This window comes from Bacteroidales bacterium (assembly GCA_023229505.1).
GTDB lineage: Bacteria > Bacteroidota > Bacteroidia > Bacteroidales > JAGOPY01 > JAGOPY01.
This window is the reverse complement of sequence record JALNZD010000021.1, coordinates 22,862-43,970: the sequence shown is the minus strand read 5'-3', so window position 1 is coordinate 43,970 and position 21,109 is coordinate 22,862. Positions and strand designations below refer to the sequence as shown.

General features: G+C 44.9%; 23 protein-coding genes. 7 read left to right on the top strand and 16 right to left on the bottom strand.

Features of this window, described 5'->3' with window-relative positions; genetic code table 11:
- Window positions 1–50 precede the first annotated feature (50 nt).
- The 16 genes from M0Q51_09140 to M0Q51_09065 all read right to left on the bottom strand — a co-directional run bounded on the left by M0Q51_09140 (window position 51) and on the right by M0Q51_09065 (window position 15,184).
- Window positions 51–1,562 (bottom strand): NAD(P)/FAD-dependent oxidoreductase, encoded by a 1,512-nt coding sequence (locus M0Q51_09140; protein MCK9400141.1) that lies wholly within the window; start codon window positions 1,560–1,562, stop codon window positions 51–53.
- A gap of 91 nt (window positions 1,563–1,653) precedes the next feature.
- Entirely contained in the window at window positions 1,654–2,826 is a 1,173-nt protein-coding gene (locus M0Q51_09135) for a hypothetical protein (GenBank protein ID MCK9400140.1), read from the bottom strand.
- 33 nt (window positions 2,827–2,859) lie between these two features.
- Window positions 2,860–3,285, bottom strand: coding sequence for an acyl-CoA thioesterase (locus M0Q51_09130; protein MCK9400139.1), 426 nt, complete (start codon window positions 3,283–3,285; stop codon window positions 2,860–2,862).
- A 95-nt stretch (window positions 3,286–3,380) separates the two neighbouring features.
- On the bottom strand, window positions 3,381–4,658 hold the full coding sequence (locus M0Q51_09125) for an ABC transporter permease (protein ID MCK9400138.1): 1,278 nt from the start codon (window positions 4,656–4,658) through the stop codon (window positions 3,381–3,383).
- Entirely contained in the window at window positions 4,658–5,413 is a 756-nt protein-coding gene (locus M0Q51_09120) for an ABC transporter ATP-binding protein (protein MCK9400137.1), read from the bottom strand. Before M0Q51_09120 ends, M0Q51_09125 begins: the two co-directional genes overlap by 1 nt.
- Window positions 5,413–6,432 carry a BtrH N-terminal domain-containing protein gene (locus tag M0Q51_09115; GenBank protein MCK9400136.1) on the bottom strand — a complete coding sequence of 340 codons (1,020 nt, stop codon included), beginning with the start codon at window positions 6,430–6,432 and terminating at the stop codon, window positions 5,413–5,415. Before M0Q51_09115 ends, M0Q51_09120 begins: the two co-directional genes overlap by 1 nt.
- Window positions 6,429–6,842: a hypothetical protein gene (locus M0Q51_09110; GenBank protein ID MCK9400135.1), complete on the bottom strand. Its 414-nt coding sequence runs from the start codon at window positions 6,840–6,842 to the stop codon at window positions 6,429–6,431. The genes M0Q51_09115 and M0Q51_09110 overlap by 4 nt, the downstream gene beginning before the upstream one ends.
- A 2-nt stretch (window positions 6,843–6,844) precedes the next feature.
- Window positions 6,845–7,288 (bottom strand): hypothetical protein, encoded by a 444-nt coding sequence (locus M0Q51_09105; GenBank protein MCK9400134.1) that lies wholly within the window; start codon window positions 7,286–7,288, stop codon window positions 6,845–6,847.
- Window positions 7,289–7,335: 47 nt separating this feature from the next.
- Window positions 7,336–8,475 carry a beta-ketoacyl-ACP synthase III gene (locus tag M0Q51_09100; GenBank protein MCK9400133.1) on the bottom strand — a complete coding sequence of 380 codons (1,140 nt, stop codon included), beginning with the start codon at window positions 8,473–8,475 and terminating at the stop codon, window positions 7,336–7,338.
- 67 nt (window positions 8,476–8,542) lie between these two features.
- Window positions 8,543–9,457 carry a hypothetical protein gene (locus M0Q51_09095; protein MCK9400132.1) on the bottom strand — a complete coding sequence of 305 codons (915 nt, stop codon included), beginning with the start codon at window positions 9,455–9,457 and terminating at the stop codon, window positions 8,543–8,545.
- A gap of 51 nt (window positions 9,458–9,508) precedes the next feature.
- On the bottom strand, window positions 9,509–10,390 hold the full coding sequence (locus M0Q51_09090; protein MCK9400131.1) for an acyltransferase: 882 nt from the start codon (window positions 10,388–10,390) through the stop codon (window positions 9,509–9,511).
- Window positions 10,391–10,392: 2 nt separating this feature from the next.
- Window positions 10,393–10,641 carry a phosphopantetheine-binding protein gene (locus M0Q51_09085; GenBank protein ID MCK9400130.1) on the bottom strand — a complete coding sequence of 83 codons (249 nt, stop codon included), beginning with the start codon at window positions 10,639–10,641 and terminating at the stop codon, window positions 10,393–10,395.
- Window positions 10,642–10,813: 172 nt separating this feature from the next.
- Window positions 10,814–12,037: a beta-ketoacyl-[acyl-carrier-protein] synthase family protein gene (locus M0Q51_09080; GenBank protein MCK9400129.1), complete on the bottom strand. Its 1,224-nt coding sequence runs from the start codon at window positions 12,035–12,037 to the stop codon at window positions 10,814–10,816.
- 55 nt (window positions 12,038–12,092) lie between these two features.
- Window positions 12,093–12,824, bottom strand: coding sequence for a 3-oxoacyl-ACP reductase FabG (fabG, locus tag M0Q51_09075; GenBank protein MCK9400128.1), 732 nt, complete (start codon window positions 12,822–12,824; stop codon window positions 12,093–12,095).
- A 4-nt stretch (window positions 12,825–12,828) separates the two neighbouring features.
- Window positions 12,829–14,364 carry an aromatic amino acid ammonia-lyase gene (locus M0Q51_09070; GenBank protein ID MCK9400127.1) on the bottom strand — a complete coding sequence of 512 codons (1,536 nt, stop codon included), beginning with the start codon at window positions 14,362–14,364 and terminating at the stop codon, window positions 12,829–12,831.
- A gap of 136 nt (window positions 14,365–14,500) precedes the next feature.
- Entirely contained in the window at window positions 14,501–15,184 is a 684-nt protein-coding gene (locus M0Q51_09065; GenBank protein ID MCK9400126.1) for a zinc metallopeptidase, read from the bottom strand.
- Between the two features lie 230 nt (window positions 15,185–15,414).
- Here M0Q51_09065 and M0Q51_09060 point away from each other — a divergent pair, with 230 nt between their 5' ends.
- From M0Q51_09060 to M0Q51_09030, 7 genes are all read left to right on the top strand, one after another.
- Window positions 15,415–15,909: a hypothetical protein gene (locus M0Q51_09060; GenBank protein MCK9400125.1), complete on the top strand. Its 495-nt coding sequence runs from the start codon at window positions 15,415–15,417 to the stop codon at window positions 15,907–15,909.
- A gap of 409 nt (window positions 15,910–16,318) precedes the next feature.
- On the top strand, window positions 16,319–16,633 hold the full coding sequence (locus M0Q51_09055; GenBank protein MCK9400124.1) for a hypothetical protein: 315 nt from the start codon (window positions 16,319–16,321) through the stop codon (window positions 16,631–16,633).
- Between the two features lie 120 nt (window positions 16,634–16,753).
- On the top strand, window positions 16,754–17,203 hold the full coding sequence (locus tag M0Q51_09050) for a hypothetical protein (protein MCK9400123.1): 450 nt from the start codon (window positions 16,754–16,756) through the stop codon (window positions 17,201–17,203).
- 143 nt (window positions 17,204–17,346) lie between these two features.
- Entirely contained in the window at window positions 17,347–19,431 is a 2,085-nt protein-coding gene (locus M0Q51_09045; protein MCK9400122.1) for a tetratricopeptide repeat protein, read from the top strand.
- A 33-nt stretch (window positions 19,432–19,464) separates the two neighbouring features.
- Window positions 19,465–20,103, top strand: coding sequence for a response regulator transcription factor (locus M0Q51_09040; GenBank protein ID MCK9400121.1), 639 nt, complete (start codon window positions 19,465–19,467; stop codon window positions 20,101–20,103).
- Window positions 20,104–20,443: 340 nt separating this feature from the next.
- Entirely contained in the window at window positions 20,444–20,776 is a 333-nt protein-coding gene (locus M0Q51_09035) for a hypothetical protein (GenBank protein ID MCK9400120.1), read from the top strand.
- Entirely contained in the window at window positions 20,746–21,105 is a 360-nt protein-coding gene (locus tag M0Q51_09030) for a hypothetical protein (protein ID MCK9400119.1), read from the top strand. The genes M0Q51_09035 and M0Q51_09030 overlap by 31 nt, the downstream gene beginning before the upstream one ends.
- Window positions 21,106–21,109 lie beyond the last annotated feature (4 nt).

The window sequence follows — 21,109 nt, the reverse complement described above, 5'->3', positions numbered from 1 at the left end:
AAATCATGACTTATGATATACCTTCCCGGGGGAGAGGTCAGTAGACTAAATCACTTGATTTTATGGTACTTCCGGGAGATTACCTGTGCCAGGTCACGGGCTGTCTTGATCGCTACCGGTAGTCCCCCGCCGGGAAACGACCAGTGGCTGGTATAAAAAAAGTTCTTCAAACCCGGTAATTCAAATCCGACCGGTGAAGAAGCCATGATGTTCTTTCCCGGCAGCCACCCTTGCGTGCTGCCTTTCCAATTATTTGTATAGCGGTGGAAGGTCGCCGGCGTAAGAACATCGATCACCTCAACAAATTCTTTTATCCTTCCTGTTTTCCATTCGAGGATATCGATCACCTCTTCGGCAAACTCACTTTTGGCCTTTTCGTATTTTTGACGATCGTTCCTGTAAAGATCTATCCAGAATTCGCCTTTCCGTGTATAAAAGCTGACCGATACGCAGGTCTTTCCTGCCGGGGCCAGGGTGGGGTCATAATTATAAACGTGTAACTCCATCCTGGTATAGATAGTGCCATCGGGCGATACGAGTTCCTTTGGGATGGGAAACCTTGAGAAATGCGGTAGGTCGCTGAGCGGCCGGGAAATTCCAAGTGACACATTTATCACTGAATAATAGACCTGAAAGCTTTTCCCATCGCGGAGATCCAGTATTTTCTTATTCGTGAAATTACCTTTCAGGGCCTTGAATACGGTAAAATACCAGTCGGCGGCAGAAACAGTAATATCCGATGCGATCTCCCGGCCGTCTTCCAGAAGAATTCCTGTTGCGCTGTCATTTTTTACCAGGATCTCTTTGACGCCTGAATTATAATGGGTCTTCCCCCCCAGTGACAGGTACTTTTCTTCGATCCTTTTCGAAAAACGGAGGGAGCCGCCCACGGGATAACCGGTCCCTTTCAGGTCGGAAAACGCCAGGGGGATCGTGATAATAATTAGAGGAAATTCCTCGCCATCATAGATCATACGGAATGCTTCCCTGAGAAATGGGTTCCTGAGTTTTTCAGCAAAGGAAAAATTCGTTACATACCGGTTCCTGAGCATGAAAAACAGCAGCGGGAGATGCTTTATCATGCCGATCTTTTGCTTCATTGAATAAAAAGCCGGCAAGGTTTTTATCTCCGGAGGCATCTCGTAGCGCTGGATCCTGCGCATTGAACGGATCAGCTTTTTAATCCGGACAGCATCTTCAGGTGCGATGTCCACCATGTAATTCTCCAGCCGCGACAAATCGGTATAAAGATGAAATACCCTGCTGCCATATTTATCCGTGCTGTGTTCCACTTCGATGTCAACCCGCACCTCGTGGCTGACAAATTCAACTGATTCCATATCAATGAGCTCCGACCATAATTTGTAGAACGGATTGCTGTTGTTCGATCCCAGGAGCCAGTGGAGGCAGCCGTCGAACGTATATTCCCCGACCTTCCAACTGGTGCAGAGACCTCCCGGTTTTGAGTGTTTCTCAAAGATCTCCGTTTCAAAACCGTTCATCTGCAAATAACAACCGGCTGATAAACCAGAAATCCCTGCACCGATTATAGTAATCTTCATCGTCCAAAGGTACATATCATTTCATGAAACTTGAAACTTGGAATAGTGAAACGGTGAAACGGTGGAACGGTGGAACAGTGAAACGGTGGAACTAATAACCAATAACTAACCCTGCGTTGCACCCGCCGAACCCCGATGCGGTCTTCAATATCCGTCTGACAGGTTTGTGAATATTTCCGGTGATGACGTTCAATGGCTTGGAGACACCGTTTTTTTGATAACCTGCCGATTTGAAAAGAATACCCTTCCGGATTGAGTAAACAGAAAGAATAGTTTCAATTACGCCGGCCGCACCGAGGGTATGACCTATATAGCCCTTGAAACTATTAACAGGAACCTGGTCCAGCCCGGCCCATGCTAATGCGAGGGACTCCATCTCGTCATTGTAAGGAGTTGCCGTGCCATGGGCCGAGATGAAATCAAGATCATCAGCCGTTACACCGGCTTCTTTCATCGCAGCGGCAATGGAAAGGTAAAGTCCTTCTCCATCCCGGGAAGGGCCGGAAATATGGTTAGCATCATTGCTGGTGGCGCCGCCCAGGTAAACAATTGGCTTTCCTTCGCCTCCCAGGGCTTGATCACTGGTTAAAACAACGGTTCCGCAACCTTCACCCAGCGAAAGACCTGTACGGTCGATATCAAAAGGTTTGCAAGCTTCGGGGCTCAAGGCCTGGAACGACTGAAAACCGGAAATGACAAACTCCGAAACAATATCCCCACCAGAAACTATGGCATGGTCATATTGCCCTGAAGCGATCAGCCTGGCTGCTGCCATGATGGCCACCGAGCCGGAGGTGCAGGCGTTGCTGATCACTAAAGGACGGTTCGGGTGATTAAAATGCCCCGCGATAAAATCGGCTAACTGCCAAAGGTAAATCCTTGAACAGCCAACAGCTTTAGCTATTGTAAGATCCAGCAGATCGATGTTTCCCTTGGTCGTCGAAAAGATCATGATGGTGCGGGGATTTCGCGGATCTACATGGGAATTTTCCAGCGCCCCGGCGATGGAAGTCAGGAACATTTTCTCAAGCCGGGTGTAATTTAGTGAAGATGACGGAATGTTTATTTTATTCCGGGTTTCATCGAAGCGCCGGTCAAGTTCTTTCGTATTGATTGCTGAAAAAGTTACCGGACCGGGGAACAGGCTTTTATCTTCCAAAACTTTAATACCGGAAATTCCCGCCTGAATCTGCCTGGCGTTCTCTTCAGTTGTGAACCCTAAGGAAGTGATGATATGATCGGCTCCGAAATATACCCTGCGCATAGCCCCGGTTTTGGCGGGTAAAATTAGACAATCTCAACGTAAGCCCCACTTTTTTTTCCAGGCCTCGAAGAATGGCGGAACGGTCAGAACCAGCTCGTGGTTCATGTCGAGAAAAACCTGGACGCTCTCGCCTGTGGCCACCAGTTCCTTATCGGATGCACGGAAAATTTTAAAGGAATAGATGATTTTGGCGGCGTCGCTGTCGACATAACGCGTTTCCACAATCACATGATCGTCGTAAGAAAGTGTTTTTTTATAATCACATGTCAGCTTCACTATCGGCGCCATATAACCGTTTACTTTGATACTCATATAGTTGATGCCGAATTTCCTGCCAAAATCCTCCCGGCCTTCTTCCATATATTTCACATAATGCCCGTGCCAGACGATCTGCATCGAGTCGACCTCGCTGAAGCGCACCGGGAATTCAATGGTTGATATGAGTTGGTCATTTTTCATTGGTTAATGGTTAGTGGTTAGTGGTTAGTGGTTATCAGATAATTTGTTGTTTTAATTCGAATATCGAATATCGTATATCATTGTTTCGAATATTCCTACAGTCTCACCCGCCTGCCACTAACCCAAATCGCAGCGGTCAAATTTATGGCAAAAAAAGCGATCAAAGCAGCAAGGTTAGCTCCGATCTCCCTTACCCCTCCGCCCCTGAGCAGGATTTGATAAAACCCATCCAGGCTCCAGTTCAGAGGTGAGATAATACTCACTGCCTGCATCAGGTTTGGCATCATGAATACCGGCACCCAGATGCCGCCGATGGCAGCGAGGATGATCACCGATACCATTCCGAAAACGGCTGCCTGGTCGTGCGTGCGGGCTACGGTGCCCACCAGCACGCTGTAACCGGTAGCCGCGAGCGTTGTAGCCAGCGCCATCAGGAACAGGGCAAGCTTTTGGGGCCCTAAAACCAGGGAAGGCAGATCGAACAACGGAAGTACCAGCTTACCTAAGATCAGCATCAGGATAAACTGGACCAGCCCCACCATCACATAGACGGTCACCTTTGCTCCCAATGCCTGGAGCTGGTTTCCGGGCATGACAAGTAACCGGGTGGCCAGTCCGCTTTCCCTTTCCTTGATCAGGTTTCCTGTTAAGGGGATAATGATGAAAAACATCGCAAAGATGGTCCAGGCCGGCACATTGTGCTGGACTGAATTGGGGATGATCTCCGAATACGCATCCGTGGCATAAATTTCTTCATAGCTGATGCTGCTGCCGGCGCCGGACATTGGTGCCGGGGGTTCCGGCAGATACTGTGCCAGCTCGGCAGAGAGTGCCTGGAACATGATACCTGCTTCGATCTTCGAAGTGAAGTTCTCCAGGGCATTCCGCACCGTCAGCCTGAAAGAGTTTTTCATGGCCGGATCATAGTAAATGATGATCCTTGCCTTCACCGTGGTGTCTGCAACGGTTCCGGCATCAAGCCCAAAAATGGTTTGTTGGACCATTTGCTGCCCCCGGGTCCGGATGGCATCTGTCGAACCTTTTCGAATCACTATGCCTATCTGGTAATTCCCCTGTGCAACCTGGCCCAGGACGGCTTTTTCATCCAGTTCCCGGTCTTCCAGGCTGGTAATCACTTCGAAATATTCTGCTTTTACCAACCCGTTCTTTACCTGGATGCCAAGGGTGTCATGGTCTTCGTCCAGGTATAAAAGGGTTATTTTTGTTTCATCCAATTTACGGAATGAGGCATCCTGGATCAGGGTCATGACTAATACGAGGACAATCGGCATCATGAAGATCAAACCCAGGCCTGCCCAGTCGCGCACCAGGATCAGCCATTCTTTTTTTATGGAAGCCAGCAGCCTGTACATCAGTGATCCCTTAGTTTTTTACCGGTCATATGAAGGAAGATGCTCTCCAGGTTGTGGTAACCCGGCCGGCTTGTGATCATTTCCAAAGGCCGGCCCTGGATGATGATCTTACCCTGGTCGATGATGGCGATGAGGGAACATAATTGTTCAGCCTCTTCCATGTAATGAGACGTGTAAATGATGGTTGTCCCTTCCTTATTCAGTTTTTTCAGGTATTCGATGATCACAGTCCTGGATTGGACATCAATACCTACGGTAGGTTCGTCGAGAAAGAGGATACGCGGCTCGTGCAGGATGCCGGCAATCAGGTTGATGCGGCGTTTCATCCCGCCGGAGTACGTCCGGATGAGACGGTTCCCGTATTTCTCCAGGCCGAACAGGGAAAGACATTGGTTAACGCGCTCCCTGAGCCGTTTTCCCCGTAAGCCATACATGCTCCCGATGAAATACAAATTTTCATGGGCCGTGAGGGTCGGGTAGAGGGCGATATCCTGTGGCACCACCCCGATGATGTGTTTAATTTCCTCCCTGTTCTGCTCAGATTCCCATCCGGAAACCGTTACACTTCCCGCAGTAGCGGAAAGAATGCCGCAAACGATATTTATTGTGGTTGTTTTCCCGGCTCCATTAGGTCCAAGCAAGCCGAAAATCTCACCTTCAGGCACGATCAGACTCACCCCGTCTAAAGCGGGTTCATCAGTTCCCTTGTAAATTTTAATGAGATCATGGATTTCGATGGCAGGATGGAGGGGCATCAGGAGAGTTTGATTTGACGTAATCTCCGGTATATTTTCTCTTCACGGTCAGCGATATCAAGGAGAACATCCGAGGCGGCAATATAACTATCTTCCTGGCCTGCCCGGTTTTTGAAGATCCGTCCGGCAATGACACCAAACTCCCTCCAACGGTCACCCGCTTCGGTCATCTCCTTCGACATATCGTTCAACCATGGTTGCTCCAGTTCACGTGCAGCTTCCTGCAGAAAAGCCGCATAGATGAAACGGAAACCTGCCCCACCGGTACCAATTTCCTCCAGCATCCTGACGACCTGGCCCATGTACAATGCGGCCCGCTTTTCGCCCAGTTTTTGCGGCCATTTCTTCATCTGCCTGCTTAAATATCGAATGCCTTTTACGCCGAAAAGCGGAATGGGGATGCCCAGCATATCCTTGCAGACCTGTTGTATGCCTTTGACAATAGCTTCTTTGAGATTATATGAAGATGGAGTCTCGCTGATATAATACATTCTTCCCTTAGGAGGATAGGTTCCTTTTGCAAAGCGCACGCGCTGGAGATCATGATGGCTCAGCCGCTCAATATTGGGCATGATGGGATCGCTCACCAGATATTCGCCGTTTTCCCTCCCGACAACCACAATATTATGGGCATTGAAATGAAAACGGTAAGCCTGCGGGAAATAAGTGAGATGATAAACCCCGACCAGGCAGCCGGTAGGGATACCTTGCTGAAGGTTCCGGTCTAATGCCTCCATGGATTCAGCCTGGTCTTTATATTTGAACCGTTGTATCTTCAAACCGAGCCGTTTTGTTATCCGGTTGAAGATCTGTCCCGGCCATGGCCTGAACGATACCACCGGCAAGTCATTCAGCTTCATGAATGGCATGTAGGAAAAGAAAAGACCCGATCCAATGCCGAATACCATCGGCTCGCTCAGCTTGATCTGGTAATGGCGCAGAAGGTTGGAGGTGACTCCATTTTCACAATGGGCCGCCTGTTGATGGTTAAAATCGATTTGATACGCGTTCTTGCTCATTTATCTTTCAAAGTTTCACGGAAATTACGCAACATTTCAACACTGACCCCGAAGGTTTCCGCATAACGCATCAGGATTTGGTCGTCTAACTTATTGAAGTGATCTGGTTTGAGATGTTTTCTGACCTTTCTTTTTGGCAAACCGGCATAATCGGCCAGCAGCCTCAGGTCCATAATGTTTTTTTCCATGTAATAAGCGATAGGGCTGAGTTCTCCGGATAACACACGCTGCCTGACCTGCTCCACCTTTTCATGGATAACATCCCAGGCCTGCAGCATGGCATCCGTTTTAGGCTGCCAGCCGGTACTGGGGACGACGGTATAATTACCGTTTTCGTCCAGTGCATAGCAAACATCTTCAAACAGTCCTTCCGTCAGTCCCTCATCCTGCGGGACTTCCTTTTTTTTCATGGTTATACTGGTTGATCTTCGGTTAAAAAAATCTGCATATCACTTTCTGCAGCAAGTTCCCCATTCATTTCAACTTTTCCTTTTACAACCGTTGCCTGCAGCACTTCATGCTCAATGCTTACGGTAGTGACGATGACCGATCCAATGAGGGGCTGAAAATTCATCCTGAAGTTTTTTATACTTCCGATGACACCTATCGGGATCTTTATGTTCTCACTTTCCGGCTGATTTTTCATCAGGTATCCCGTTCTGGCGGCCGCAGTCTGTGCCATCGCCTCCATCATACCCGCTGAAGTCAATCCATGACTGTTCAGAAAAAGATTTTCCCGGCGGATGTTGAGCTTTGATATTGCTTGCTTTTCATCACAGGTTACCAGGTTGTCTATCATCACCATAGGGTAGCGCTGAGGGATCAGTTCCAGGATATTTTCTTCAGAAATTAACATAGAAGGAACTCAGGTTCAGGTAAAGGAGGCAAAGATAAGCAAAGATATCAAACTACGGTCAAAAGCCCGTAAACGTATGAAAATCTTGCACTTTCAGGAACACCTAGCAGAAGTTTCTGTCCTTTTTTCAGGAGGCCGGAGTGGAAAATTTCTTCCATCATGAAATAGATGGATGCTGCTCCCACGTTCCCTAACCGGACCAGGTTGGTGAACCATTTTTCCTGGGGGATATGTACACCTTTCTCGAGGCTGTCAGCATCGATGCGGTAACGGAAATATTCAGAAGAAATGTGAGGCAGGAGGTAATCAATCTCATCCAGGTTAATGTTCCTTCTTTTCACGATGTCGGCCAGGAAAAGGTTACCCATCCGGACGATATTTTCACCGAGCAGTTTTACATCCTGGTGGAGCGTAAACAAGGAACGGTATAGAAGTTCTTCGGCCTCAAATTCCCTCCATCCTTTGATCTGGCCGTCATCCTGTTTTTCTCCACCGGCATACATGCAGGTTTCGAGTTGGTTAGCATAGGATATGGATTCAATCCAGTCGATACGCAAAGAAAGACCGTCAGGGTTTGGCTTGTTTTGGAGCATGGCGGCTCCGGCCCCGTCGGAAAGCATCCAGCGAAGGAAATCTTTTTCAAAAGCCAGGATAGGTTCCTGATCCAGCAAGTGGAGCTTTTCGGTTTCTTTCTCAAAGTTACGTGACAGCATGAAAGAGGAAAATGCCTCAGATCCTGCACAAACGGCGTTGCTTTTTTCGCCTGATTTAACTGCCAGGAAGGCGTATTTCATCGCGTGCATGCCTGTGGCACAGGAACCGGCAGGGGAGATGATCTCCAGCGGTTTGCCACCCAGTTCGCCATGGACCATGGAAGTGTGCGACGGCAGGGTTTGATCCGGGGAAGTAGTTCCGCATGCCAGCAGGTCGATATCATTTATGGTAATTTGTTCATCGAAAAGTCCCCGGATGGCTTCAGCCGTTAGCTGAGCATTGTTGTGTGTCGGCCGTCCTTGTTGATCTAAAGCATAATAGCGGTTGGTTATTTGGTTGTTCCGCATGATGATCCGTTTCGCCCTGGATGGTTTTCCATCAACCATGCCAAGGAATTGCTCCATCTGGTCGTTTTCAACCGGAAGGTTTGGCAGAAATTTTGCTAAACGTGTAATATAGACTTCGTTAATCATATTCAGACAGCTTCAAAGAGTAAATGAGGGGGCAAAGATAAAAATTTTCCGGGATGGAATCCCGGAGCTAAACACCCGTATACTTTTTAATGATTTTTTTCGCTGCCCTGGGATTCAGCTTGAATATCAACCAAAAAAGAAATGAAACCATCGGGGAGATTAAATAGATAACGGTAAAAAGATAATATTTAAATCCTTTCAGCCTACCTTCCCTTGCCGGATCATTATATGCGCCTTTTTTCAGGATCATTTTAGCCCAGATGCCAAACATCATCTTTCCGCGCTTCTCAATATTCATCAGAACCGGATCGACTTTCACAGCGCCTGCCTTCACAAGCTTCTGCTGCAAATGACCAGGATCACCGGCTTTCAGCGATTCTTTAATAATTGCCCCGAAAGAAGAAGCATTGTCAATATCTTTTTGTGGCACACCTGCCGGTGGAAATTTCATCCCGAACCACTTAAACGGGGCTTTTTCTCCCTTCATCATCCAACGGACGATCGTCACTACGCTGACCAGGTTCGGTGCAGGGTCAGCCAGCACGATGTTGCCGACCAGTTTGCCACCCAGTTCACTGATCCTCGATTTGACCCGTTCCTGCGCCATGATCCACATGTTCCTGGCTCCCAGGACCGTAATAACAGGCTTGTTTTTAAATAACTTTCCTGCTGCTTCACTTTGGAGGAATGAACTTATAGGGATTGAAGGAGATAAGTACCAAACCTGGTAAGACAGGATGATCAGATCGTAATCTTCATCAGGGTTATTTTGGAATGGCTCCAGTTCACAGGGAATTTCTTTCACCGATTCCGGGAAAACCTGGAAGAAAGGCATGCCGTTCCATGGGAAAGGATATGCGGGAACCGGTTTCAGTTCTTCAAAAAAAAGATGACATTCATTCTTCAAAGGACCAGTGATGGCATCAACGATTTCTCTTAGCTGACCGGTTTGCGTGTAATAGACGATGAGAATCTTTTTCATTGTCGATTTTCAATTAATTTATTCTATCTTCTGACTTCTGTCTTCTGTCTTCTATCCCCAGAACTCATAATAATTAAACCACTGCTCAGGATATTTTTTCAGCATCGTTTCCACTGCCCGGATGTAATCAAGTAAAATTGGCATCAGGTGCTCCCGGCTGATCCGTTTTCCTTCCGGCAGGTTGTAGATTTTAGGAGGCGTTGCATAAAAATGATAATGCGAAGGGCCTTCCTTCATCGCGAAAGCAAAACTTACCGGGGCATTCATTCGAAGGGCCAGGTAGAATGGTCCTTCCGGGAAGCAGGCATCTTTTCCCAAAAACTTCGCTGTGAGGGTTTTCATTCCTTCCATAAAGCGATCGCCGTGGATTGCAATCAGTTCACTTTTATCCAGTGCCTGCCGGATTGCGATCAGGTGTGAAAGATCATCTTTCAGCAGTATGATGCGGATATTCCGTTCTTTCATGATCGAATCAAGATAATGCCTGATCCGGCGGTGTTCCTCATCGAGCATCACCAGGTTCATGGTTTTATCGATCCGGTCCGATTTCTTACCGGCCATTTCCCAGTTGCCGATATGGGCGCTGATCATGAATCCACCTTTGTCCATAGCTGCCAGGTGCTTTTCATCTTCCAGGTCGAAAGTGAATTTATCCACCAGACCGGAATAGATCGCCACTTTATCGATCAGTATCTGGCCAAAGATGTAATAATTCCGATAAACTGCCTTGCGTGCAATAAAGGAAGAATAATGAAGAATTTCCTTGTAATAGGCGTAGATATGCCGGTTCGACTTACGGGAAAAGATAAAATAATAGGAAGAAACAAAACGAAGCAAAAAATATGCAGGTTTCAGACCAAGGTAGCGGAGGATAAAAACGAAGATTTGATGGCCGAGCAGTCCTCCCCGCGTTTTACCTTGCCAGGTGGCCATGGCTAATTCTGGTTTTGGATGCGCTGGTAAACGTGATCGTAAAACTGACCGAGTGTTTTGATGGTAGCCATTTCTTCGCCTTTTAGTTTGAAACCGTAGCTTTTCTCGATGATCACCACGATATCCACGAAATCGAGGCTGTCGATGCCGATTTCTTTCCAGGAAGCTTCCGGTTTGATCATATGCTGCTCAATCTCAAACTCTTCGATTAAAAAACCATTAATTTCTCCGATTATAATAGTCTTCTCCATGTTCCGGGAACTTTTACGCTTTTCCACGATACAAAAGTAGTGAAAATTTGAACAAATTGAGGAAATTTTTTAGTTGGACAGTTGGCAGTTGGCAGTAGGCAGTCGGCGGTTGGCAGTCGGTGGTCGGCGGTCAAATTATTTAATGACTACTTTATGACTACTTTATGACTACCTAATGACCGATTCCCTTTACGATTAAGGTAGAATTCGTACCACCGAACCCAAAGGCGTTGGAAAGGAAGATATTGAAGTTTTGATGGATGGTTTTTGCCGCGATATTCAGCTTTGCGGAGCATTCATCCGGGTTTTCGAAATTGATATTGGGAGCGATGAAGCCATTCTGCAACATCAGGATGGAATAGACAACCTCGCTGGCGCCTCCCATCCACATCTCGTGGCCGGTCATCGATTTGGTGGAGCTGACCCGGGGTTTTGAATCGCCGAATACGAGGTGCAAGGCCTCGGCTTCTTTGGCGTCGCCTACCGGGGTGGAAGTGGCGTGGGCATTGATGTATTCGATGTCTTTTGCCATCAGGTTCGCATCTTTCAGGGCCATCCGTATAGCTTTTACCGGTCCATCGAGATTGGGTACGGAAATATGTTCACCGTTGGAAGAAAACCCGTAACCGATGACTTCTGCCAGGATTTTAGCACCCCTTTTTTTAGCGGATTCAAAACTTTCGAGGACCAGGGTAGCTGCTCCGCCGCTTGGCACCAGCCCGTCGCGGTCGCGGTCAAATGGCCGGGAAGCCAATGTAGGATCATTTTCCCTGACAGAGAATGCATTCAGGGCATCGAAATTCCCCGTCGACTCCATGTTGACCTCCTGCCCGCCGCCGGTGATGATGCATTCCTGCAAACCGCTGCGGATCAAGTAGTAAGCAATGCCTATGGCGTGAGAACCGCTGGCACAGGCAGCACTGACGGTGAGATTTATCCCTTTAAGCTTGAAAATAACCGAAAGATTCATCGAGATGGTGGAATTCATCGTCTGGAAGATCAATCCCGATCCGACCAACGCGGTGTCTTTCTTTTCCCGCATGATATCGATAGTCTCTATAACGGGGACTGCAGAGCTGTCGTTGCCAAACAAAATACCGGCTTCAATTTTCTCCAGGTAATCCTGATCGATATTTGCCTGTTTTAGTGCCTCAACTGTCGATATGTAAGCATATTCGGCCTGTTCCGCCATACCTATCCGCTGCCGCCTGTCGAGCAAACCTTTGAGCTGCGGCCGTTCAATGATCCCGGTCAGGCCCGACCGGAACCCCATTTCCTTACGCAATGGGTCAAAACCAATACCGGATTTGCCCAGGTAAAGGGATTCCCTGACTTCATCGAGATTTATCCCGATCGTCGAATAAATCCCCATTCCGGTTATTACGACACGACGCATGTTTAGTTTTGAGTTCTGAGTTTTGAGTTTTGAGTTCTGAGTTTCAACTTTCAATTTACGTATATAGCCCTCCGTTCACCGAAACCACTTCCCCAGTAATATATGATGCCTTATCACTTGCCAGGAACGCCACTACTTCGGCCACTTCTTCCGTTTCGCCGAAACGGTTCAGTGGGATCAGGGCTTTATACTCCTTTTCATCCAAATCTTTCGTCATTTCAGTTCTGATAAAGCCAGGTGCGACGGCATTAACCGTCACGTTTTTCCGCCCCACCTCCTGCGCCAGGGCCTTTGTAGCCCCAATTACACCTGCTTTGGCGGCTGAATAGTTCGTCTGGCCGGGCAACCCTTTTATCCCCGACAGGGAAACAACATTCACAATCCGGCCGTATTTGTTGACCATCATATCTTTTACCAACTTCCGTGTAACGTAAAAAAAACTGCCCAGATTGGTTTCCAGTACATCTTTCCACTCGGAATCGCTCATAAAAACAAGCAGATTATCGCGGCGGATTCCGGCATTATTGACCAGGCAGGCAATGTAAGCCTCCTGGTGGGCATTTGCCCAACTTTCCAGTGCTTTTTCTGTTTCTTCCTTTACACTAACATCGAAAGGAAGAAGTTCCGCTTCCCCGCCTTTGCTGATGATCAGCTCCAGCGTATGCCTGGCTTCAGCTTCATTAGATTTATAATTGATGATCACAGGGTAACCTGCCTCTGCCAATTTCAGGCAAATGGCCCTTCCAATTCCCCTTGAACCTCCGGTGACCAGTGCGTATTTTTTCATTCCATCAGATATTCAAACTGTTATGGCTGATGTAATCCTTCATCTTCCGGATATCCGGCGCCATCACATGATCTTCACTAAACACAGGGACTTCTGCTCTCAGCTTGTGATAAAGATCCTTGGTGAAGGTAGACATTCTATCTTCCATCTTCAGGAAATCCACGGCCTGAATCAGCGTCAGCAGGTGAATTGACATCACTTCGTAGCTATTCTCTATAACCTGGCAGGTCATCAGCGCCGCGTTTGTCCCCATGCTGACAAGGTCCTGGTTGTCATTATTGGTCGGGATGCTGTGCACATAAACCGGGTTGGAAAGGACCTGGTTTTCAGCAACGGTAGAAGTAGCGGTAAATTGGACCCCCTGCATACCAAGGTTCAGCCCGAGGACGCCCAGGTTCACGAAAGGTGGAAGCTTGCCGTTCAGTTTATCGTTCATTAAAAAATTTAACTGCCGTTCGGCTAACATGGAAAGTTTAGTCACGGAAAGTTTCAGCTTGTCCATTTCCAAAGAAACGTAATCTCCGTGGAAATTCCCGCCATGGAATACATTCCGGTTACGGAAGTCGATCACCGGATTGTCATTAACGGAGTTGATCTCATTCATTACGACTGTTTCAGCGCCATGAATGGTATCGGTGACAGGTCCAAGGATCTGGGTAATACAACGCAAAGAGTAATATTCCTGTATTTTTTTGGTGAAAACGATCTCACCGTTAGTGCCGTTGAACAAATCGTCAGCTCTTTTCCTGGTAAGGCGGCTATCGTTAAGTATCTTATGCAGCTTTCCGGTGATTTCCATCTGGCCCGGATGCAATTTGACACGGTTCAGCTCAAGTGAGAAATGATCATCATAGCTCTCCACGACTTCGTTGATCAGTGCCGAGGCACCTACTGCCCAGTCGAGCAGTTGCCGTGCATAGATCACGTTGACAATGCCAATACCTGACATGGCGGAAGTACCGTTGATCAGCGACAAAGCTTCCCGGATATGCATGCTGATTGGTTCCAGGCCGGCCTGTTTCAATGCTTCGGATGTATTCAAAAGCTTTCCGTGAACAGTAACTTCACCTTCACCGATCAGAGCTAAAGCCAGGTGGGCAATCTGGACCAGGTCGCCGCTGGCACCGACGCCGCCATGTCGCGGTATAACCGGCGTGATATCGTGGTTGATAAAATCTCTGAGTAATTCGACTACTGAAGGATGAATGCCGGAATAGCCTTTCATCAGGGTGTTGAGCCGGGCGACCATCAGGGCTTTCACGTGGATCTCCTCAATAGGCCTGCCTGCGCCGGCAGCATGGCTCCGGATCAGGTTGTACTGCAAAGCAAGCCGGTCCTGTTCCTTGACTTTGTATTGCGACATCGGCCCCAGGCCGGTATTGATGCCGTAGATAATCTTGTCATGAGAAAATTCCTTTAGAAAATGAAAACAGTCACTGACTGCAGTAAGCGCAGCACTATCAAGCAAAACAGGCACTTGATGAAAAATGATCTGCCGAAAATCTTCCAGGCAGATATCCCGCCCACCGATTACTATCATTTTCTAAAATTTTGAGCAAAGTAAATAAAAAAAATAACCCGTTGGACGATAGTTGTCAATCGTCAGTCGTTAGTCGTTAGTCGTCAGAGACTGTAAATGAGAAATGCGAAATGCGCAATGTTAAATGCAAAATGCTTTAGTTCCTTCTTCCAGTGAAAATCATGATATAATAAAGAAGAGTGGCCAATGACCCCAATGCCGCAACAACATAAGTGTAAGCGGCCCAGCGTAAAGCATCTTCCGCCTTGTCATGGTTCTGAACATTGGTGATCCCGCTGGTGTTCAACCATACCAGTGCCTTTTTTGAAGCATTGATCTCGACCGGAAGTGTGATGAAACTGAACAGGGTGGTCAGGCCAAAAAGAATAATACCAATTAATAAAATGGAAGGCATAGTTTGAACGAGGAGGATACCGGCGAGCAATACCCACTGAATCCATCTTGAGGTAAAGCTAACCACCGGAACCAGTTTTGAACGCATTTGCAGGAAACTGTAAGCGGCGGCATGCTGAACGGCATGTCCGCATTCATGGGCGGCGATGGCAGCAGAAGCGACACTGCTCAGGTTATAAACGTCAGGGCTTAGGTTGACCGTCTTATTCACCGGGTTGTAATGGTCACTCAACTGACCGGGCGTGGAAACCACTTTGACATCCAAGATGCCGTTCTCCTTCAGCATCTTTTCAGCCACCTCTTTTCCGGTAAGATTGTAATTAATGGGGACTTTTGAATATTTTTTGAATTTAGAGCGGAGCTGCATGGAGATCAGCCAGCTCAACAGCATAAAAACGCCGAATATTATCCAGATTGGTGCTATCATAAGTTGATTTATTAAAAATTAGAACATTGAACGAGCAATTTTGTTGCCAAGGTTCTTATTAATGTTTATCAGACACTTTGTCAGCAAATTTTGTGCAAAGGTCGGAAAGATATTGATAAGATCGCAAAGACTGCTCAGAATCCTCCTTGCGATAACCCAAAAAGGCTATAGTATTTTTATTATTTTTGTTACATAAAGCGGTGATTTTGAATTTTTAAGATAATCATAGTATGAAAAAGATTTTCCTGTTCATCATCTTATTCATTTTCGTTTCCATACTTGGGTCATGCAAGAAGGACGGCAATGGCAAAGAATTAAACACCCTTCAAATTACAGAAAGTGAATTTAGTGGCTATAGTCATACTTTCACCCCGAACCTGGGGTTTTGGTCACCTGTTGATGAAACAACAAGGTATATCCATCTTGTCCTTGGAGATGACAATAACCTGACCAATGGGGGTGAAAATGTTATGAGCATTCTTTTTTATTATACAGGATACTCCCAGGTCATGTTTCCAAGCCCGGAAGGCCAATGGATCAGATTTGGAATAAACTTTAACGGCAAGATTTATAACTTCCAGGAGGACAATGCTGTTTTGACTATTACACAAATTGACGATATACATTTTGAAGGTTCTTTGACAGGCCAGTTCATGGATGTCAGCAACACTTCCAGGAAAATCAGCTTTACACTGGCACTCAGCCTGCCAATGCAGGAAATATAAAATGAGTCCGCAACTTAAAATTAAACATTTAAAACTCAAAATTAAAAAGCCCGCCAGATTTGGCGGGCTTCCTGCTGGTTTGGCTGATTCGGATTAATTGACGCTTGTATCGATTTGATACTTATCGGAAGGATTATTTCCACGTTCAATTTTAAAAATAGCACCTACTACTTTAGAGAAACCTTACTCCTGATGAGGTTACCTTGGAAATTACCGTAACAACCCAATAGTTCCGGCGATTATTAAGGGACCCATCATCGGGTAGTTGATGCATAGCTGAAACCAGACAAGGACCTTGGCACAAAAATAAGATGAGTTTTAGGCGAATCCATAGCAGAAAACCACTAGACTTTTTTTTAGTGGTTTTCTGTTATTGTTATAGTTGGAAATCTTTATAATATTGCAGCGCATGAAAAATAAGATTAGATTTGTTAAAGATATACAGATCGTAAAAGACGGTACGGAGAAGGATAAACTGGCAATTAAAGCCAGGGGAGTCGCGGAGTTAAAGATGAAGATCAACCCGGTGCTGATTCCCAGGGATTATGAATCAGAACCGGCGGACGGAATTTACGAACTGGATTTTACATTGGATGAAACCAATGAGGCGTATACCAATGTAGATCTCGAAGTGGAAGTGGTTATTTATATCAGGAATTTACCGGGCTGGGTAAAAGCAATCAGAATCAATGCATCGGAGAATTCAGATATAGAATTGCTGTAACCCTTGGTATTAATGGGATGGGAGATAAAATAGCTAAAAAGTACTTGTTTATACATAAATAATTTTGTACCTTTTGCACGATTTTAAAACCAATTAATTAACCACCTAAAATTTAAAGCCATGGGATCATCATTATTGTACAAGCCGTTACAGTACCTGTACACTTACAGATACAAAAAAGCAGATAATTTTTTAGTCATTGTTGCTTCCATTAAGGTAGAATTGACATATGGAGAAATCATTGTTTTACGGCAGCCGCCGCCACCTTCAATTCCGGCAGGTGCATTCAGTACGGTAATGGAATTCGTTGTTGTAAAAAATCAAACAGCAGAAGGGACTTATACTTTTTTAGTGGAGGTCCCGATTATTATTGAACAAAAAATTATTTACCAAGGAGTTCTTACAGATAATAATGCTAAAATTATCACGGACTTAAAAGCTCAAATTGATGCAAGAGTGAAGACTAATAATGAATTCAGTGTGACAACAATTGTATATAAACCTGATAACACGAAAGGCGGCCAGGTGACATCTACAATTTCAAAAGATGAAGTTATTGAGATCATTTAGGATTATAGTTGATCCGTGATGCTCGTCCGATAGTTCCTAGATGTGAGTTTGTTTGTTTTATAAGAAGGACAATGTGCTTCAGGGGAAAAGTATATCCTTTACTATGCAGTATGGCGAAGGTAATGATTATAAATACAAATTATATGAAAAGAAAATCTCTTTTTCCTATACTGTTGTTAATTCTTCTTGTAATTCTTTTAAGCCTTAATAGTGAAGGCTTTCCGCAATCACAGGTGGCCGACAGCCTTACACGGGTCATCTCTCGTCAGCCGGAAAATATTGACAAAGCAGTCAACCTTGTGAACCTGACTAAAAATTTATTAAGTTCCAAAAAGTTAGACACTGCATTGCACTATTGTGAGGAGGCATTCAATCTTTCGACCCGCCTAAATTACATTGAAGGCCAAGCAGATGCATTATATTTGAAGAGTCTTATCTACAGGGGAAAATTGGATCTTCAATCATCTCTGAGTTATACTGAAAAATACCTGGAACTGTTTCTTTTATTGAATGATAGCCTGAGGTTGGCAAAAGGTTATTATAACCTGGGAAATATTCATAAGGAATTAGGTGATTATGAGTTAGCACTATTTTATTGCCAGAAAAGCCTTTCATTTTGTATACCGTTACAAGAATCAACCTTGGTCCTTGCAAATTATAATTGCATTGGCAGTATCTTTTTTGATGGAAAATCAAAATATGACTCTGCCGCCCATTATTATTTGAAAGCCATGGAAATCTGCGAGAAAAGCGATAACCAGGCTCATCTATCAACTATCTTCAACAATCTGGGTAGAGTATATCTTGCCGATAATCAATTTGAAATTGCCAGGAGGTATTTTTCTATGAGCCTGGAAATCAATCAAAAAAACGGTAATAGAGAAAAGATTGCGTTGAATTTCACCAATCTTGGGAGGGTTGCAAGTGAGAAGGATGATTTTAAGGAAGCATTGAATTATTACAACCAGGCACTCGAATTATATACAGAAATTAAAGATGATAGAGGAATCGCAGATATTAATAATAATATTGGGGATTCCTACTTTAAGCAGATGAATTATGACCTTGCTCTTGAAAAATTCGATAAAGCTCTTGAAGGATACCGGAAAATCGAGTTTAGCAAAGGAATTGTTTTGGCCTCGATAAATAAGGCATCAGTTTATTCAGAACAGGGGAAAATTAAAAAGGCCATGTCATTGCAGGATTCCTGCCTTACAATTGCAGAGCAGCTGGGTGGCAAAGAGCTTTTGCTGCTTGCTTATGGGAACATTTCTGATAACTATAAAAAGACCGGAAACTTTGAGAAAGCATATTTCTATCAGTTGAAACACAATGAACTAAATGCTGATATTTTTGATATTGAAAAGACGAAAGCAATTTATGCTGAGTGGCTAAAATCCGAGAAGGGAAAAGACCAGGCACGTATATTGGCCCTTGAGAAAGACAACCTGCAAAAAACCAGCCAGCGTAATGCCTATATGTTCAGCGGATTAGGATTTGTTGTGTTGGCATTATTCCTAGTAATCTATTTCCGTCAAAAGGCTGCCCATGATAAGATCATTGCCCAACAAAAGATCCGTCAACTGGAAGAGGAAAAGAAACTGATGGCCGCGAAGTTGCTTGTTGAAGGCCAGGAAGAAGAACGAAAACGCATTGCCATGGAACTTCATGATGGCTTGGGCGTATTGTTATCCGCAACCAAAATGCAATTCTCTACCATCATTGATAATAGCCCGGAAAATAAAGTGCTTATCGAAAAGGCAACCCGTATGCTTGAACAAGCCTCCGGCGATGTGAGGAAGATCTCCCATAATATGATGCCGGGACTTCTTACAAAACTTGGATTTTTTGAGGCTGTAGAAGATCTTTTTGAAAATATTGGTGATACCAAGGACATGAATGCTATCTGCACTATATCAGGAAACCAGGATCGATTATCTGAAAACAAAGAGATCATGCTCTACAGGATCGTCCAGGAAATGGCGAACAATACCCTTAAACACGCTGAAGCCAGGAACATTGAGCTGCAGATTCATGTGCTTCAGGGCATGCTCGACATGAAGTACTCGGATGATGGAAAAGGTTTTGATGTCGGGAAGAATCTGGAATCGGAATCCATAGGATTGAAAAGCATGCAGTCAAGGGTGAATTTTTTGAATGGTACCCTTGTCATTGAATCTAAGCCCGGGGAAGGAGCCAGGTATTCTATTCAAATACCTGTTTTATGATTATATTTGTATAATGTTAAATGAAACCCCATCATGATCAATATCCTTATTGCAGACGACCATCAGCTACTGATCGATGGTATTAAAGCCACCCTTGCAGGCATCGAAGATCTCAAAATTGTGGCTGAAGTTTACAACGGCTACCAGGTCATTGAAAAGCTCGATTCCGGACTCTCTGTGGATGTTATACTCATGGATATTAATATGCCAAAGCTCGATGGATTGAGCTGTACAAAAATGGTCCATAAGAATTATCCCGAAGTCAGGATTATTGCCCTTTCTCAATATGATGAAAAAAGATTTGTCAAACAGATGGTGAAAAACGGGGCATCGGGCTACCTTTTAAAAGATTCGGGCAAGGATGTCCTTGTAAAAGCAATCAGAACCGTACACAGCGGCGAGAATTATTTTTGCGAGAGACTTTCCTTAAGATTGATCAACCAGGAGTTGAAAATGGAAGACACTAAGTCGCTTTTCCCCAAACTGACCGAAAGAGAGATCGAGATATTAAGACTCATTGGCAAAGAGCTTTCAAGTCAGGAAATTGCCGATAAGCTTTTCATAAGTTTTCATACGGTTGAGAGTCACCGTGCCAATCTGATGAGTAAAGCAGGGGTTAAAAACACAGCAGGACTGATTCGTTGGGCTACAGAGAACGACTTTTTGGATTAATAAACAAATAAAGCCCACCCTGCCTGAGGCCTTATTACCAATATAAAAAAGGACATCTCTTTTTTGAGATGTCCTCTTTTCTTGACGCTTAAACCCTTACTTTCTTTACATCTGGCAGGAACCGGTTCAGAAGATCGAAATAATTGTTATATACAGTACAAAAGCCGGATATAACACGAACAACGTCATTTCTAAAGATTCTTTCAAAGTTTTCATGGCAACCTCCGTTTTTAAATGATTGTTTTTTTTATTTTATGATAGAAAGAACATTTATTTTTCCTATCGTTGACAAATCAAAGGTAGAATGACGCCATGGGGAAATCATGGCAGAATATCACCAATGTTTTTTTTAGTGGTTTTCTACCAGGAAAGAGGAAGCTGTGATTTTGATTATTTCAGGACGAATTTCACCATCGTGAATTATGTCAACGATAACAAAGATGCCGATGTGCATATTCTTGTAACGTCATTACCGACGGGCAGCGGAGGTTCAGCTTACAGCATTATATTGTTGGGACAGGGAAGATATAAATACATGATCGATACAGTTATATTTAACATGTCCCAGGATATTACAGCTGAAGTGGCACGTATAGTTTGTATGAGCATACAAACTATAAGAAGCTTACAATTTACGATAAAATGCACGATTACCTTTTCAGGCATGATTTGAGAATCAATTATATGTATTATGAACCATGGGGTACTATTTCTGCAAATGCTTATGGATCTGCTTATATAAATAACCTCTCACAGTATTCACTGGGAGCCAGCACGATTGCCTGTATCAGGTTATTCAAAGGGCTGTCATTTAACATTTCGGGTGGATTTGCCTATTGCCAGAACCAGAGATCTTTGAGGCAGGAAGCATTCAGTACGGAAGATCTTCTTACAGGGCAATGGGAAATGGAGAAAGATTTCAGTTACAGCGTCATGATAGGTTTATCCTACCGGTTCGGTTCGATGAACAACAATGCAGTAAACCCGAGATTTGGGAATTAAATTG